The organism is Streptomyces sp. NBC_01352 (genome assembly GCF_036237295.1).
Taxonomy (GTDB): domain Bacteria; phylum Actinomycetota; class Actinomycetes; order Streptomycetales; family Streptomycetaceae; genus Streptomyces; species Streptomyces plumbiresistens.
On sequence record NZ_CP108354.1, the window covers coordinates 1,606,329 to 1,620,803 of the forward strand.

Here is a 14,475-nt window from a genome sequence, read left to right on the forward strand (position 1 = left end):
CGCTCCGCAGCAACAGAGGGGGAACCCATGAAGGCAGTGGTCCAGGACAGGTACGGCTCGGCGGACACCCTGGAGGTCAGGGAGGTCGATCCGCCCGTGCCCGCCGCCGGCGAGGTGCTGGTGCGGGTGCAGGCGGCGGCGCTCAACGCCTACGACTGGCATTTCATGCGCGGCGACCCGAAGATCGCCCGCCTGATGATGGGGCTGCGCGCGCCTAAGCAGAGGATCCGGGGCCGGGACTTCGCCGGGCGGGTCGAGGCGGTCGGCGCCGGGGTCGAGGGGCTGAGCCCCGGCGACGAGGTGTACGGCGAGGCCGACGGCGCCTTCGCGGAGTTCGTGTGCGCCGCCGACGACGCGGTGGGCCACAAGCCGGCCGGCCTCGGCTTCGAGCAGGCGGCCGCGATCCCCCTGGCCGCGAACACCGCGCTCATCGGCCTGCGGGACGTGGCCGGGGTGCGGGCGGGGCAAACGGTGCTGGTGAACGGGGCCTCGGGCGGGGTCGGCACCTTCGCCGTGCAGATCGCCAAGGCGTACGGCGCGGAGGTGACCGGCGTGTGCAGCACCCGCAATGTCGACCTCGTCCGCTCGCTCGGCGCGGACCACGTCATCGACTACACGCGGGAGGACTTCACCCGCGCCGGACGTCGGTACGAGGTCGTCCTGGACCTGGTGGGCAACCACTCCCTCGGCGCGTTCCGGCGCACTGTGACCCCCACCGGGACGCTCGTCCTGTCCGGCGGGGGTGTGTTCGAGGGCGGGAGCCTGCTCGGCCCGATGGGGCTCTTCATCAAGCGGCGCCTGACGTCGCCCTTCGTCCGCCAACGCCTGCTCGAACTCCCGGCGAAACCCAGCAGGGCGAACCTCGCGGCACTGCGGGAGCTCGTCGAGTCCGGGAAGATCGCCCCGGTCGTCGACCGCACCTATCCGCTGGGCGAGGTGCCCGAGGCGATGCGGTATCTGGAGGTCGAGCACGCGCGCGCCAAGGTGGTCGTCACCGTGTGAGGCGCGCGCCCTCGACGGGTGTCAGTCGGCCTTCGCGTAGTCCTTCGCCATGCCTCCGGCGAAGTCGTACACCACGACCTGTTCGTCACCCACGACCCAGGCGTCGTGTCCGGGCGGGCACACGAAGGTGTCGTGGGGACCCACTTCGGCCTCACCGCCGTCGTCCATGCGGATGCGCATACGCCCCTGGACGACATAGCCGTTGTGGTGGATCTGACAGCTGTCCGTGCCCGCGATGGGGGCCACGGACTCCGACCAGCGCCAGCCCGGTTCGAAGGTGGCCACGGCGAAGTCGAGTCCACTGAGGTGGACGGCTTCGAGATGGCCCCGGGGGAAATCGCGGCGCTCGTCCGGCTTGTCGAGCGTCTTCACCTCGATCATGACGGCTCTCCCTTCCGGCCGGGCTCTATACGGCCGGGGCCGGTCTCCGCCTCCCGCCCACCGCGAGCGGCACCGACGGGGCCGCGCCCCACCACTCCATGGTCCGCCCGCCGACCGGGAACCGCCATTCGGGTGACGGCCCTTCCGCGTCAGTCCGTGCCCCCGCACAGGCGGGCGAAGCGCTCGGCGTCGACGTTCCCCCCGGAGATGATCACCCCGACCCGGCGGGGCAGGCTGCCCATCCGGCCCGCGAGCAGGGCGGCCAGCGGTGTGGCGCCGCTCGGTTCGACGACGATCTTCAGGCGCTCGAAGGCGAATCGCATCGCCTCCCGGATCTCGTCGTCCGAGACCAGCTCGATCGCGTCGACGAGCAGCCGGTTGACGGAGAAGGTGAGTTCGCCGGGTGTGTGCAGCGCCTGGCCGTCGGCGATGGTGTGCGGCACGGGGATCTCGATGCGCCGGCCCGCCTCCAGCGACCGCTTGGTGTCGTCCCCGGCCTCCGGCTCGACGCCGATCATCCTGAGGTTCGCGTACTGGCCCTTGGCCGCCGTGGCACTCCCGGCGATCAGTCCGCCACCGCCGACCGGAGTCATCAGCGCGTCCAACTCGCCCACCTCTTCAAGGAGTTCGAGTGCCGCCGTGCCCTGTCCGGCGATGACGTGGGGGTGTTCGTACGGCGGGATGACCGCGAGGCCCCGTTCGGCCGCCAGGGCCTCGGCGATGGCGACGCGGTCGCCGGTGTAGCGGTCGTACGTCACGATCTCGGCGCCGTATCCCGCGGTGGCGTCCCGCTTCGAGGCCGGGGCGTCGTGCGGCATCACGATCACCGCGGTGGTGCCGAGCTCGCGGGCGGCGAGGGCGACGGCCTGGGCGTGGTTGCCGGAGGAGTAGGTGGCGATGCCCCGGGCGAGCTGGTCCGGGGTCAGCCGCGAGGCCGCGTTGTAGGCGCCGCGGAACTTGAAGGCCCCGACGCGCTGGAAGTTCTCGCACTTGAGGAAGACCTCGGCACCGACGAGCGCGTCGAGGGTGCGGGAGCGCAGTACGGGGGTGTGGTGCGCGACGCCCTTGAGGCGGGCGGCCGCGTCACGGATGTCGTCGAGGGTGACCGGCGGGGTGGTGGTCGTCACGCGTGTCCTCCGGAAGAGTCGGTGGAGTCGGTGGAGTCGGTGGGGTCCGTGGGGTCGGGGGGCGCCTCCGTCGCGGCCCGGGCCTGGGAGAGGTAGCTGTACGCGGAGGCGCGGGAGATGCCGAGCCGGCCGGCGACCTGTTCGACCGAGCGGCGCACCGCGAACACCCCGCGCTCGTCGAGGCCGCGGAAGAGCTCCAGGCGGGCCGCGCGGTCGAGGCCCGCCCACGCCCGGTCCTGTCTCAGGTGGTGGTCGTCGAGGATGACGTCGACGACGGAGTCGATGTCGTTGCCGAAGGTGGTGACCGGCAGTTCGGCGGGCGGGCGGCCGATGCCGGTCAGCGCTCCGATCACGGTGTGGGCCTCGGTGAGCGTGGTGACGTCCAGGTTCACGCACAGCGCGCCGAACACCGCGCCCGTGGAGTCCCGCAGCACCATCGTGGACGACTTGAGGGTCTGGCCGGTCCGGGTCCGGGTGACGTAGTTCAGCTCGTCGGCCGCCTCCTCGCCCCGGGCGACGATCCGCATGCCGATCTCGCTCATCGCGCCGCCCACCGCGCGCCCCGTCACGGAGCCGGCGATGGCGACCACCGACTGCTCCGGGCGCCGGTAGTCATGGAGCACCACCTCGCACACCGGGCCGAACGTCGCCGCGATCCCGTCGATCACCGGGACCAGGGCGGCGATGACCGCGTCCCGCTCCGCCTCCACACTCGTCTCGCCCACCGACACCCGCCCTTCCTGCCGCGACCAGGTCTTCTAGACTACACGTCCAATGCCTGGACTGACAGTCCAATTCACCCCTCGCACCGATCCCTGTCCGGGATCTTGACGGGCGGGATGTTACCGGTAACATCACAACGGTCGAAGCCAACGAGAGGCGTGCTGTGCCGGGGGAAGAACGAGTTGTCGACAGCAGCAGACCGATGCCGTCCATCGAAGTACGGCCGGACACCCCGGTCTTCAGTCCCGCCGCCGTGGTGGCCTCCTGCGTGGGCTTCGTCCTCATCGGCGCGCTCCAGGCGCTGTACGGGCCGGCCATCCCGGCGTTCCGCGAGGAGTTCGGGCTGTCCCCCTCGGCCGCGGGGCTGGGACTGAGCGCCCACTTCGTCGGCGGGGTGGCCGGTGTGCTGCTCTTCGACCGGCTCTACGGCCGCCTCGGCAACCGGCAGATCCTCGGCGCCTCGTACCTGCTCATGGCGGTCGGCGCGGCGGGCTTCGCGCTCGCTCCGAACTGGCCGGCCGCACTGGTCATGGCACTACTGGCGGGGCTCGGCTTCGGCGGCATCGACTACGGCCTCAACCAGCTGTTCGCGGTCGGTTTCGGCCGCCGTTCGACCGCGATGCTGAACATCCTGAACGCGCACTTCGGCATCGGCGCGATCCTCGGCCCGGCACTGATCGGCATGATCGGCGCCGAGCACTACCCGGCGGTCTTCCTCGCTTTCGCGCTCGCCAACCTGCCGTTGCTGCTGTGCCTGAAGGGCATACGCGACCGTGCGCCCGGGCCGACGGACGGACCCGAGACCGGTGACCGGCGGGTCCTGGGCCGCAGTCTGGGCTCGGTGCTCGCCGTGTTCGTCGCGCTGTACGTGCTGCACGTGGGCATCGAGGCGGGCGTCGGCGGCTGGGAGCCGACCCATCTGGAGACCGTCGGATACGGCGCCGGGGTCGCCGCGACCGCGACCTCCGTGTACTGGCTGATGATGACCGTCGGCCGGTTCCTGGTCGCGCCGATCGCCCTGCGCTTCTCCGCCCAGGCCATCATCACGGTCTCCTGCACGGGCATGACGCTCTGTCTGCTGCTGGCGTCGATCCCGGCGCTCGCACCGTACGCGTACGCCGGTGTCGGTCTGTTCATCGCCCCGATCTTCCCCACCGGCCTGCCCTGGCTGCACCGGGCGGCCCCGAGCGCCCGGCGGGCCGGGGCCCTGGTCATCGCCGCGTCCATGGTCGGCGGGGTCGCGGCGGGGCCGGCGCTCGGCAAGGCGATCGAGGAGGCCGGCGTCCGATCGGTGCCGCTGCTGCTCGGCGGTGTCTCGGCGCTGTGCCTGGCCGCCACGCTCTGGCTCATCCGCAGCACACGCACCCGGTGAACCGGGACCGGCACCGGCTGTCGTACCCGAATCGAAGCGAACCGAAGGGAAGCACCCGCATGCCCGCTCTGACGACCTCGTCCGACGGTTTCCTCCTGCACGGCGAGCCGTTCCGGATCATCTCCGGGGCCCTGCACTACTTCCGCGTCCATCCCGACCAGTGGACCGACCGGCTGCGCAAGGCACGCCTCATGGGCCTGAACACGGTCGAGACGTACCTGCCGTGGAACCTGCACGAGCCCGTGCCCGGCACCCTCGTCCTCGACGGCCTGTTCGACCTGCCCCGCTTCCTGCGGCTGGCGCAGGCGGAGGGCCTGCAGGTGCTGCTGCGCCCCGGGCCGTACATCTGCGCCGAGTGGGACGACGGCGGGCTGCCCGCGTGGCTGGTCTCGGACCCCGGCATCCGGCTGCGCACCAGCGACCCGCGCTTCACCGACGCCTTCGACCGCTATCTCGACCAGCTCCTGCCGCCGCTGCTGCCGCACTTCGCCGCGAACGGCGGGCCGGTGATCGCCGTACAGGTGGAGAACGAGTACGGGGCGTACGGCGACGACACCGCGTACCTCAAGCACGTCGAACAGGCCCTGCGTTCCCGGGGCGTCGACGAGCTGCTGTTCACCTGCGACCAGGCGGGCGCCGATCACCTGGCCGCGGGGAGCCTGCCCGGCCTGCTCGCCACGGCGACCTTCGGCAGCCGGGTCGAGGAGAATCTGGGCGCGTTGCGCACCCATCAGCCCGAAGGCCCGCTGATGTGCGCCGAGTTCTGGATCGGCTGGTTCGACTACTGGGGCGGGCCGCACCACACCCGGTCGGCGGCCGACGCGGCGGCCGACCTGGACCGGCTGCTGTCCGCCGGCGCCTCCGTCAACATCTACATGTTCCACGGCGGCACCAACTTCGGCTTCACCAACGGCGCCAACCACAAGCACGCCTACGAGCCCACCGTCACGTCGTACGACTACGACGCCCCGCTCACCGAGAGCGGCGACCCGGGCCCCAAGTACCACGCCTTCCGCGAAGTGATCGCCCGGCACGCGCCGGTCCCCGACGAGCCGGCCCCGGCGCCGGGCCCCAAACTCCCGGAGACGACCGTCGAGTTGGACCGCCGGGCCCCGCTGCTGCCGTATCTGCGCACACTGGACGGCGCAGTGCGCAGCGAGGACCCGGTGACGGCGAACGACCTCGGGGTGGACACCGGTTACGTCCTGTACCGCACCACCGTTCCCGGTTCGGGCGACGGTCTGCTGCGCTTCTCGGGCGGTGTCGGCGACCGCGCCCAGGTCTTCGTGGACGGGGCCTCCGTCGGCGTACTGGAGCGCGAACGCCACGACGAGACGCTGCCCGTACGGGTGCCGGCGCCCGGTGCCGTCCTCGAGGTGCTGGTGGAGAACCAGGGCGGGGTCAACTACGGGCCGCGGATCGGCGCGCCCAAGGGGCTGCTCGGCCCGGTGTCCTTCCAGGGCGAGGCCCTGCACGGCTGGGAGTGCCGAGCCGTCCCGTCGGCCGACCTGGGCGCGGTGCCGTTCGTGCCGTCCGACGCGGCCACGGACGCGGTACCCGCCTTCCACCGGGGGACGTTCGAGGTGGACACCCCCGCGGACACCTTCCTCGCCCTGCCCGGCTGGACCAAGGGCCAGGCCTGGGTCAACGGCTTCCACCTGGGCCGCTACTGGAACCGCGGTCCGCAGCGCACGCTGTACGTCCCCGGCCCGGTCCTGCGTCCGGGCGCCAACGAACTGGTCCTGCTGGAGCTGCACGCCACCACCGGCACCCGCGCCCAGCTCACCGACACTCCCGACCTCGGACCGGAGAACGACTGATGGCCCACCCGCACCGCCTGCGCGTCCCCTCCCCCGCCGGGCCACCGGCGGCCGGACATCTGCCCTTCTCCGACGCCCCGGGCGTGCCCGACCCGATCGAGGTCAACAGTCGTTGGCTCACCCGCGGCGGGCGCCCCTGGTTCCCGGTCTCCGGCGAGTTCCACTACTCCCGCTACCCGGCCGGCGAGTGGGAGGAGGAGCTGCTGAAGATGAAGGCGGGCGGCGTCACGGCCGTCGCCAGTTACCTCATCTGGATCCACCACGAGGAGATCGAGGGCCGCGTCCGCTTCGACGGCGACCGCGACCTGCGCCGCTTCGCGGAGCTGTGCGCCCGCCACGGCCTGGACTTCATCCCGCGCATCGGCCCCTGGTCGCACGCGGAGGTCCGGGGCGGCGGCCTGCCCGACTGGCTGCTGGCCCGCGACTGCACCCCGCGCACCGACGACCCCGCCTACCTGGAGCCCGTACGCACCTGGTTCGCGGCGATCGCCGAGCAGCTGCGCGGCCTCGACCGCGCGCACGGCGGCCCGATCGTGGCGATCCAGGTCGAGAACGAGCTCTACGACCAGCCCGGCCATCTCCTCACCCTGAAGCGCATGGCCCAAGAGGCCGGAATGAGCGCCCCGCTGTGGACGTCGACCGCCTGGGGCGGGGTCCAGCTCCCGCCCGACGAGCTGCTTCCGCTGTACGGCGGCTACACCGAGACCTTCTGGACCGAGGCGGACGGCGGCTGGCCCGACACCTGCCGCAAGCACTTCTTCTTCACCCACCAGCGCGACGACGAGGGCATCGGCGCCGACCTGAGGCCCACCACCGTGCGCGGCGGCGAGCCGGACGCCTTCGCCGACCGGTTTCCCTGGGCCACCTGCGAGTTGGGCGGCGGCATGGCGGTGTCGTACCACCGCAGGCCGCGCGTGGACCCCGACGACATCGGCGCGCTCGGCCTCACCAAGATCGGCTGCGGTTCGGTCTGGCAGGGCTTCTACATGTTCCACGGCGGCACCAACCCCGCCGGTGAACTCACCACGCTCCAGGAGTCCCACGCCACCGGCTACCCCAACGACCTGCCCGTGCTGACGTACGACTTCCAGGCCCCGCTCGGCGAGTACGGCCAGTACCGGCGGACTTATCACGAACTGCGGCTGCAGCACCTGATGCTGGCGGACTTCGGGCCTGCCGTCGCGCCGATGGAGTCCGTGCTGCCCGAGCGGCAGCCTGCGGCTCAGAACGACCGGGAGACCCTGCGCTGGGCCGTGCGCAGCGACGGCACCTCGGGGTTCCTGTTCGTCAACAACCACCAGCCGCACGAGCCGCTGCCGGACCACCCGGACACGTCGTTCACGGTCGCGTTCCCGGACGGCTCGGACGAGTTGACCCTGCCCAGTGTCCCCGTCACCGTCCCTCGCGGCGCCTACTTCTGCTGGCCGCTGCGGCTCGACGTGGCGGGGCTGCGGCTGGAGTGGGCCACCGCCCAGCCGGTGTGCACGGTCCAGGCGGACGGCCGTACGGTCCTGGTGCTGGCCGCGACCGAGGGCATCGCTCCCGAACTCGCCCTGGACGCGTCGACGGTGGCGTCGGTCGGCTCCCCGACCGGGGAGGTCACGCCCGTCGGCGGCCGGTTGCTGGTCACCGGGCTGCGGCCCGGCACCGACGCCCTGGTCGAGGTGGAGACGGCGGACGGCCGGCGGATCGGCCTGCTGGTCCTGGACGCGGCGACGGCTCGTACCGCCTACCGGGGCGAGGCGTGGGGTGCCGAGCGGCTGGTGCTGTGCGGGGACGGGGTCGTCTTCGACCACGAGGAGGTACGGCTGCACGGCTCGCAGGCGCCCGTGTCGTTCGCGGTGCTGCCCGCGCCGGCGCGGGCGCCGGTGGTGGACGGGGTGCCGGTGAGCCCGGAGGCGGACGGGGTGTTCACCCGTTACCGGGTCCCGTCGCGCGGGAGCGCGGGGGACGTCCCTCGGGTCACCCTGGTCCGGCCCGCCGGTCCGGCGCCCGAGACCACGACCGGTGTGCAGGGCCGGGCGAGCGCGCCCGCGGACAAGTACTTCGACACCGTCGCCGCCGAGTACCGGGTCGAGGTGCCGGACGAGCTGCCGCCGGGGACCCTGCTGCGCCTGCACTGGACCGGTGACGTGGGGCGGGCGTACGTGGGGGACGTACTCGTCGCCGACCAGTTCTTCTCGGGGCGGGTCTGGGACATCGGCCTCGACCGGCTGCCCGCCGACGCCCTGCGCGCGGACGGTCTGCGGCTGAGGCTGCTGCCCCTGCACACGGACGCCCCGGTGTACGTACCGGAGGAGGCGGGCGGCGCCGGGGAGACGGCGGCCGTGGTGCGCGCCGAGTGGGTCACCGCCCGCACCCGGACCGTCCGGGCCGGCTGACCGCCCGGCCGTACCGCCCGAGGGTCCGGCGCCGCCGGGCCCCCGGGACTCCCCCGCCTATGCTGTGGTCCTGCCGGGCGGGACCACACCGCCGCAACGACGTCGAGGAAACCGCCACCATGACCCGAAGCGCCGCCGACGGGGCCGTTCCGAAGGGGCGCAGCAGACGGAACTTCGCGGGCTCGCGTCCCGTGATGGACGACGTGGCCCGGCTGGCCGGTGTCTCCAAGCAGACCGTCTCCCGCGTGCTGAACGACCACCCCTCCGTCCGCCCGGAGACCCGCGAGGGGGTCCTGGTGGCCATGCGGACGCTCGGCTACCGGCCCAGCCGCAGCGCCAGGTCCCTCGCCAGCGGCCGGACCCGGATGCTCGGGGTCATCTCCTTCGACGCCGCCCGCTACGGGCCCGCCGCCATCCTCACCGCGATCAACACCGCCGCCCAGGAGGCCGGTTACCTGATCAGCTCCATCGCCCTCGACACGGCCGACCACGACACGGTCGTCGAGGCCGTGAACCGGCTGTCGGCCGAGGGCGCGGACGGCGTGATCGCCATCGCCCCGCAGCTGTGGGTGGGCCGCGCCCTGGCCGACACCCATCTCGACACACCGCTGGTAGTGCTGGAGAACGGCCTCGACGACAGCACCGAGCTGGTCACCGGCGACTCGCGGACCGGGGCCCGCAAGGCCATCGAGCACCTCCTCGGGCTCGGCCACGCGACCGTGTGGCACATCGCCGGCCCGACCGGCTGGACCTCCGCCGACCACCGCCTGGGCAGCTGGCGGTCGACCCTCGCCGCGGCCGGTGCCGAGATCCCCGAGCCGCTCGTCGGCGACTGGAGCGCCGACTCCGGGTACGAACTGGGCCGCCGGCTCGCCGCGCGCCCCGACGTCACGGCCGTGTTCGCCTCCAACGACCAGATGGCGCTCGGCGTCCTGCACGCCCTGCACGAGGCCGGCCGCTCGGTACCCGGCGACGTCAGCGTCGTCGGCTACGACGACATCCCGGAGGCCGCGCATCTGCTGCCGCCCCTGACCACCGTCCGCACCGACTTCGCGGAGATCGGCACCCGCTCCCTGCGCCTCCTGCTCAACCGCATCGACGGCCCCGCCGAACCCACGCAGCCCGAGTCGCTCGTCCCGGTCGACCTCGTCGTCCGCCGCAGCAGCGGACCGGCGCCGCGCTGAGGTACCGACTGCCGGGTCAGCGCACCCTGCCCCGCGGCTTCATGGGCGTCGCCGGCAGCTCGGGAGCGGGCAGCGGATCCCCGTCGTACCCCTTCACCTCACCGAAGCGCGATCCGGTCATCCAGTCGGCGCGGGCCTGTTCGATCTCCTCCTGGGTGCGCCCGATCCAGTTCCAGAACATGATCAGCTCCTCGTCGAACGGCTCACCGCCCAGGAGCATCAGGTCCGCGTCGGACTCGGCGCGCAGCGGGAGTTCGGTGCGGCCGCAGCCGAGGTAGAGCATCGAGCCGGGCAGCATCGGCACGCCGTCCACATGCGCCTCGCCGGACATGGACAGTACGGCGTACTCGAAGTCGGGTTCCAGCGGCAGGCGTACGTCCGTGCCACGGGCGAGGGCGAGGTCGGCGCCGACGATCGGGGTGTACGTCGTGCCGGGCGAGGTCGCGCCGTCGAGGGTGCCGAGGATGAGCGTGGCCGTCAGGCCCGGTGCCGTGACGTGGGGCAGCTCGGCGTGGTGTTCGAAGTGCGGATCGGTGTGGCGGTGGCCGTCCGGGAGGGCGACCCACAGCTGGGCGCCGTGCAGGAACGGGGCGTGGGACTTGGGGCTCTCCTCGGAGTGGCTGATCGCCCGGCCGGAGGTCATGAGGCCCAGTTCGCGCGGGCGGATCGTCTGGAGGCTGCCGGTGGAGTCGCGGTGCAGTACCTCGCCCTGGTGCAGCCAGCTGACGGTCTGCAGGCCCATGTGGGGGTGCGGCGGCACCTGCATGCCGGGTTCGTCGGCGATGTCGTCGGGGCCGTAGTGATCGACGAAGCACCAGGCGCCGACCATGCGGCGGCCCAGGTTGGGCAGCAGGCGGCGGACCTCGGTGGATTCGCCGAGCTTGACGTGACGAGGGCTGAGGAGTTCCCGGACGGGCTCGGCCACCACGAAGCCGCGGCCGCCGCACAGGGCGGGAACCGCCTCGCGATCAAGATTGCTCATGCCGCTCAACCTAGCTCTGCGCGGGCTCCCGCGTCAGGCCAACGAGCCCCCGTTCATTAGTAGCCATGGATATAATATCCATGTACTGTATTTCTCGAGCCGAGGGCTTGAACCAAGGGGAGAAGAGGAGCAGTCATGACCACCACCGCACCCACCGTCGACGGCCGCGTGATCGCGCTGGCCCACTACGCCGGACGCGCGGTCCTGGAGAGCGTCCTGGTCCGCCACGCCATGACGTTCCAGCAGTCGGTGACCCTCAGGCCCGTCGCGGTCGCCGACGCCGCCGTCGAGCGCGATGCACTCGTGGCGCAGATCGTCGACGCGCTCAAGATCGAGGCGGCGGACGTGCACGGCGTCGTCGAGGAGCTGGCCGCCAAGCAACTCATCACCACCGAGGGTCCAAAGGTGCTGATCACCGACGCCGGACGGGAACTGCAGACCGAGGTGAGCACCGAGACCGGGAAGATCTCCGCCCGGATCTACGACGGCATCTCCGCGCAGGATCTGGCGACCGCGGGGCGGGTGCTCGCACTGGTCACCGAGCGGGCGAACGCGGAACTGGCCGCGCTCGCCGAGTAGCCGCAGAAGTAGTGGAATGTTTGACCATCTCGCGCGGTTGAAGGCGGCGAAGGAGGTCAGCAGTGGAAACGACGTACTACGACCACGGAACGCCGGCCGAGCGCTGGGAGCGGGCGGGGCTGTTCTTCGACGCGAAGGACTACGCCGCCGCGGCGCGGGTGCTGGGTGGGCTGGTCGAGGAGGTGCCGGAGCAGACCGGACCGCGGATGCTGCTGGCTCGCGCTTACTACCACTCGGCCCAACTGCAGCGCGCTGAGAGCGAGTTGCGTGTGATCGTCGAGCGGGACCCGGTGGAGCACTACGCGCGGCTGATGCTGGGCCGCACGTTGCAGCGGCAGGGCCGGCACGAGGAGGCGGAGCCACACCTGCGCCTCGCCTCGGCGCTCGCGGGCGACTTCGAGCAGCTCTGATCCGAACGGACTGTGGCTCGGGCCCGGTTCCCTGTGGGGAGCCGGGCCCGAGCCATGTGTCACGCCGCCCTCGGCTGCGTGGGTCCGCTACGTCGCGTCGGCGCCGCTCGCCGGTGTGGACGGCTTCCGCCGATGGGCGATCTCGCCGAGCACCACGTCCACGGCGATGAACGCGGCCAGCGGAATGCCGAGCAGGGGGACGAAGTAGCCGAGCACGGCGATCGCGGCCACGCACGGGAGCAGGATCTGCGGGGGCACCCGCTGCCAGGCGCCGCGCGGGATCGGCCGCCCGAAGGAGGAGCCTCGGCCGCGCTGCCACCACATGCGGTACCCCAGCACGATCAGCAGGATCAGCGAGAGCGCGAGGAGCATCAGCGCGATCTGGTTGACCAGACCGAAGAGCACGCCGGTGTGCAGGTCGATGCCCCAGCGGGTCAGCTTGGCCAGCACCGGGTAGTCGGCGAAGCGCAGGACGTCGGTGACCTCGCCGGTGGTCGGGTCGATCGCGACCGAGTCCTGTTTCGTGGGCCAACTGCGCTGCACCTGCTTCACCACATACGCCGAGGAGGCGTCCGCGGGCGGCACGATCTCGACGGGGTCCCCGAGCCCCTCCGCGCGGGCGGCGGCCAGGATCTTGTCGAGGCCGACGCCGTGATCCGCGTCCCCGGCCGAGGCGGACGCGCCGTGGCCCGAGTGCTCGCCGCCCGCGGTCGCCGTGACCGACGGGGTGGAATGGCCGAGCGAGGTGCGCAGTTCGTCGATGCTCGCGCCGGCGTAGGTCGACCAGGTCAGGCCGGTCGCCGACAGGAAGATGAAGCCGGCCGCGGCCCACACCCCGACGGTGCCGTGCAGGCCGAGCGTGCGGCGGCGCCCGCTGGTGCCGCGTACCTTGCGCAGGGCGCGGCGGCGGGAGAGCCACAGGACGAGGCCGCCGGCCGCGATCACCCCCAGCCAGCTCGCGGCGAACTCGCTGTAGAGGCGGCCGTTCTCGCCGAGGTGCAGGTCGCGGTGGAACTCGTCGATCCAGGTGCGCAGCGGCAGCGCGCCGGTCGAGCCGTACTGCTCCAGCGCGCCCCGCACCTTCGCGGTGTACGGGTCGACGAACACCGCGAGGCTGTGGTCCGGGTCGACGCCCTGGACGCCGGACAGCAGCACCCTGGTGGTCGCGTCGTCCTCGGGCGAGGGGCGTACGGCCGAGACCGTGCCCTCGGGGTGGGCCTCGCGGGCGGCGGCCACCTGCTCGGAGATCGGCAGCTTGGCGTCACCGACGGCCGAGACGGTCATCTCGTCGGCGTAGACGATCTTCTCGGCCTGGAACGCGCCGGCGTACAGGAAGCCGGTGACGGCGGCGACGAACAGGAACGGTGCGACGAACACGCCGGCGTAGAAGTGCAGACGAAGGATCAGCGGACGCAGGGAGGACCATCTGCTGGGGGACGACGGCGCCGGGGCGGCGGGTTGCGGGGCCTCGTCCGTGGTAGTCGAGGGAGCGGTGGACATCGGCGGGCTTCTCCCGTGGGCAGGGGATGTTTCTCGGCTGTGGCGGTCCAGAAGTCGGGGAGAAGGGGCGCCGAGTTCCCGGGAGTGCGTGTGGCGTGCGTCACGCCGGACGGTGAGAGGTGCTCGCAGGCCTCGTGGCATCCTGGCGCGATGGCTTCTCCCCGTGATCGCGCGCCCCTGGCGGAACTGGTCGAGGAACTCCTCGCCACGGACGGCCCGTTGCCCATCGTCGCCGCCGGTGATCCGGTGCTGCGGCGCGGCACCGAGCGCTTCGAGGGACAGCTGGAGCCCGCGCTGCTGGCCCGTTTCGTCGAGGCCCTGCGGGTCACGATGCACGCGGCGCCGGGCGTGGGCCTCGCCGCGCCTCAGGTGGGCGTGCCGCTTCGGCTCGCCGTCATCGAGGATCCCGCGCCGGTGCCGGAGGAGGTACGGCTGCTGCGCGGCCGGGTGCCGTTGCCGTTCCGGGTCCTGGTCAATCCCTCGTACGAGCCCGTCGGCACCGCCCGTGCCGCGTTCTTCGAGGGCTGCCTGAGCGTGCCGGGCTGGCAGGCGGTGGTGGCCCGGCCCGCCGAGGTGCGGCTGACCGGCCAGGACGAGGCGGGCCGCCCGGTGGACGAGGTGTTCACCGGCTGGCCCGCACGGATCGTCCAGCACGAGACGGACCACCTCGACGGCACGCTGTACCTGGACCGTGCGGAACTGCGCTCGCTGTCCTCCAGCCAGGCGATGGCGGAGCGGTGGACGCAGCCGTCACCGCAGGAGGCGGCCGCGTCCCTCGGGTTCCGGCTGCCCTAGGGCCTGTCCGGCGGATCAGGTCGCAGGAAATCGGCGGCGCCTCATCGACGCAGGTGAGCGGGGCTTGGTGCGTCGAGCTGCAAGGCGGAGGAGGGCGTCGACGCGGTGGGGGTCCCCCCGCGCGAGGTTGTTCGAGCGTGGGGGAGTCGGCAACCGACGACAACGCCGCAGGTCGGCGTGCCAAGCCCCGCGTCTGCGGCATGATCCGCCGGACAGGCC

General features: G+C 72.4%; 13 protein-coding genes. 8 read left to right on the top strand and 5 right to left on the bottom strand.

All coding sequences use genetic code 11. The features are described from left to right. The first annotated feature begins 27 nt into the window (after positions 1–27). On the top strand, positions 28–1,002 hold the full coding sequence (locus OG252_RS07730) for an NAD(P)-dependent alcohol dehydrogenase (RefSeq protein WP_329334708.1): 975 nt from the start codon (positions 28–30) through the stop codon (positions 1,000–1,002). Between the two features lie 21 nt (positions 1,003–1,023). On the opposite strand, the gene OG252_RS07735 is transcribed toward OG252_RS07730, so the two are convergent. From OG252_RS07735 to OG252_RS07745, 3 genes are all read right to left on the bottom strand, one after another. Then, positions 1,024–1,383, bottom strand: a complete 360-nt coding sequence (locus tag OG252_RS07735; protein ID WP_266451089.1) for a cupin domain-containing protein — start codon at positions 1,381–1,383, stop codon at positions 1,024–1,026. Between the two features lie 149 nt (positions 1,384–1,532). After that, positions 1,533–2,510, bottom strand: coding sequence for a pyridoxal-phosphate dependent enzyme (locus tag OG252_RS07740; protein ID WP_266451088.1), 978 nt, complete (start codon positions 2,508–2,510; stop codon positions 1,533–1,535). Further along, positions 2,507–3,241 carry a helix-turn-helix transcriptional regulator gene (locus tag OG252_RS07745; RefSeq protein WP_443068392.1) on the bottom strand — a complete coding sequence of 245 codons (735 nt, stop codon included), beginning with the start codon at positions 3,239–3,241 and terminating at the stop codon, positions 2,507–2,509. The genes OG252_RS07740 and OG252_RS07745 overlap by 4 nt, the downstream gene beginning before the upstream one ends. A 194-nt stretch (positions 3,242–3,435) precedes the next feature. Here OG252_RS07745 and OG252_RS07750 point away from each other — a divergent pair, with 194 nt between their 5' ends. From OG252_RS07750 to OG252_RS07765, 4 genes are all read left to right on the top strand, one after another. Then, a complete protein-coding gene (locus tag OG252_RS07750) occupies positions 3,436–4,605 on the top strand; it encodes an MFS transporter (RefSeq protein ID WP_329334714.1) in 1,170 nt (389 codons plus the stop codon). A gap of 59 nt (positions 4,606–4,664) precedes the next feature. Next, entirely contained in the window at positions 4,665–6,425 is a 1,761-nt protein-coding gene (locus OG252_RS07755) for a glycoside hydrolase family 35 protein (protein WP_329334716.1), read from the top strand. Beyond that, positions 6,425–8,806, top strand: a complete 2,382-nt coding sequence (locus OG252_RS07760) for a beta-galactosidase (protein ID WP_329334718.1) — start codon at positions 6,425–6,427, stop codon at positions 8,804–8,806. The genes OG252_RS07755 and OG252_RS07760 overlap by 1 nt, the downstream gene beginning before the upstream one ends. 119 nt (positions 8,807–8,925) lie before the next feature. Then, on the top strand, positions 8,926–9,990 hold the full coding sequence (locus OG252_RS07765; RefSeq protein WP_329334720.1) for a LacI family DNA-binding transcriptional regulator: 1,065 nt from the start codon (positions 8,926–8,928) through the stop codon (positions 9,988–9,990). Positions 9,991–10,006: 16 nt separating this feature from the next. Here the strand turns inward: OG252_RS07765 and OG252_RS07770 are convergent, their stop codons facing one another. Next, positions 10,007–10,972: a pirin family protein gene (locus tag OG252_RS07770; RefSeq protein ID WP_329334722.1), complete on the bottom strand. Its 966-nt coding sequence runs from the start codon at positions 10,970–10,972 to the stop codon at positions 10,007–10,009. Between the two features lie 135 nt (positions 10,973–11,107). Between OG252_RS07770 and OG252_RS07775 the strand changes: the two genes are divergently transcribed. Together OG252_RS07775 and OG252_RS07780 are read left to right on the top strand one after the other, a co-directional pair. After that, positions 11,108–11,551: a MarR family transcriptional regulator gene (locus OG252_RS07775; protein WP_329334724.1), complete on the top strand. Its 444-nt coding sequence runs from the start codon at positions 11,108–11,110 to the stop codon at positions 11,549–11,551. Positions 11,552–11,613: 62 nt separating this feature from the next. Continuing rightward, positions 11,614–11,961, top strand: coding sequence for a tetratricopeptide repeat protein (locus tag OG252_RS07780; RefSeq protein ID WP_329334726.1), 348 nt, complete (start codon positions 11,614–11,616; stop codon positions 11,959–11,961). An 87-nt stretch (positions 11,962–12,048) separates the two neighbouring features. On the opposite strand, the gene OG252_RS07785 is transcribed toward OG252_RS07780, so the two are convergent. After that, positions 12,049–13,461, bottom strand: coding sequence for a PepSY-associated TM helix domain-containing protein (locus OG252_RS07785; RefSeq protein ID WP_266451013.1), 1,413 nt, complete (start codon positions 13,459–13,461; stop codon positions 12,049–12,051). Positions 13,462–13,611: 150 nt separating this feature from the next. Here OG252_RS07785 and OG252_RS07790 point away from each other — a divergent pair, with 150 nt between their 5' ends. After that, complete coding sequence (locus tag OG252_RS07790; RefSeq protein WP_266451012.1) at positions 13,612–14,256, top strand: peptide deformylase; 645 nt, start codon at positions 13,612–13,614, stop codon at positions 14,254–14,256. Positions 14,257–14,475 lie beyond the last annotated feature (219 nt).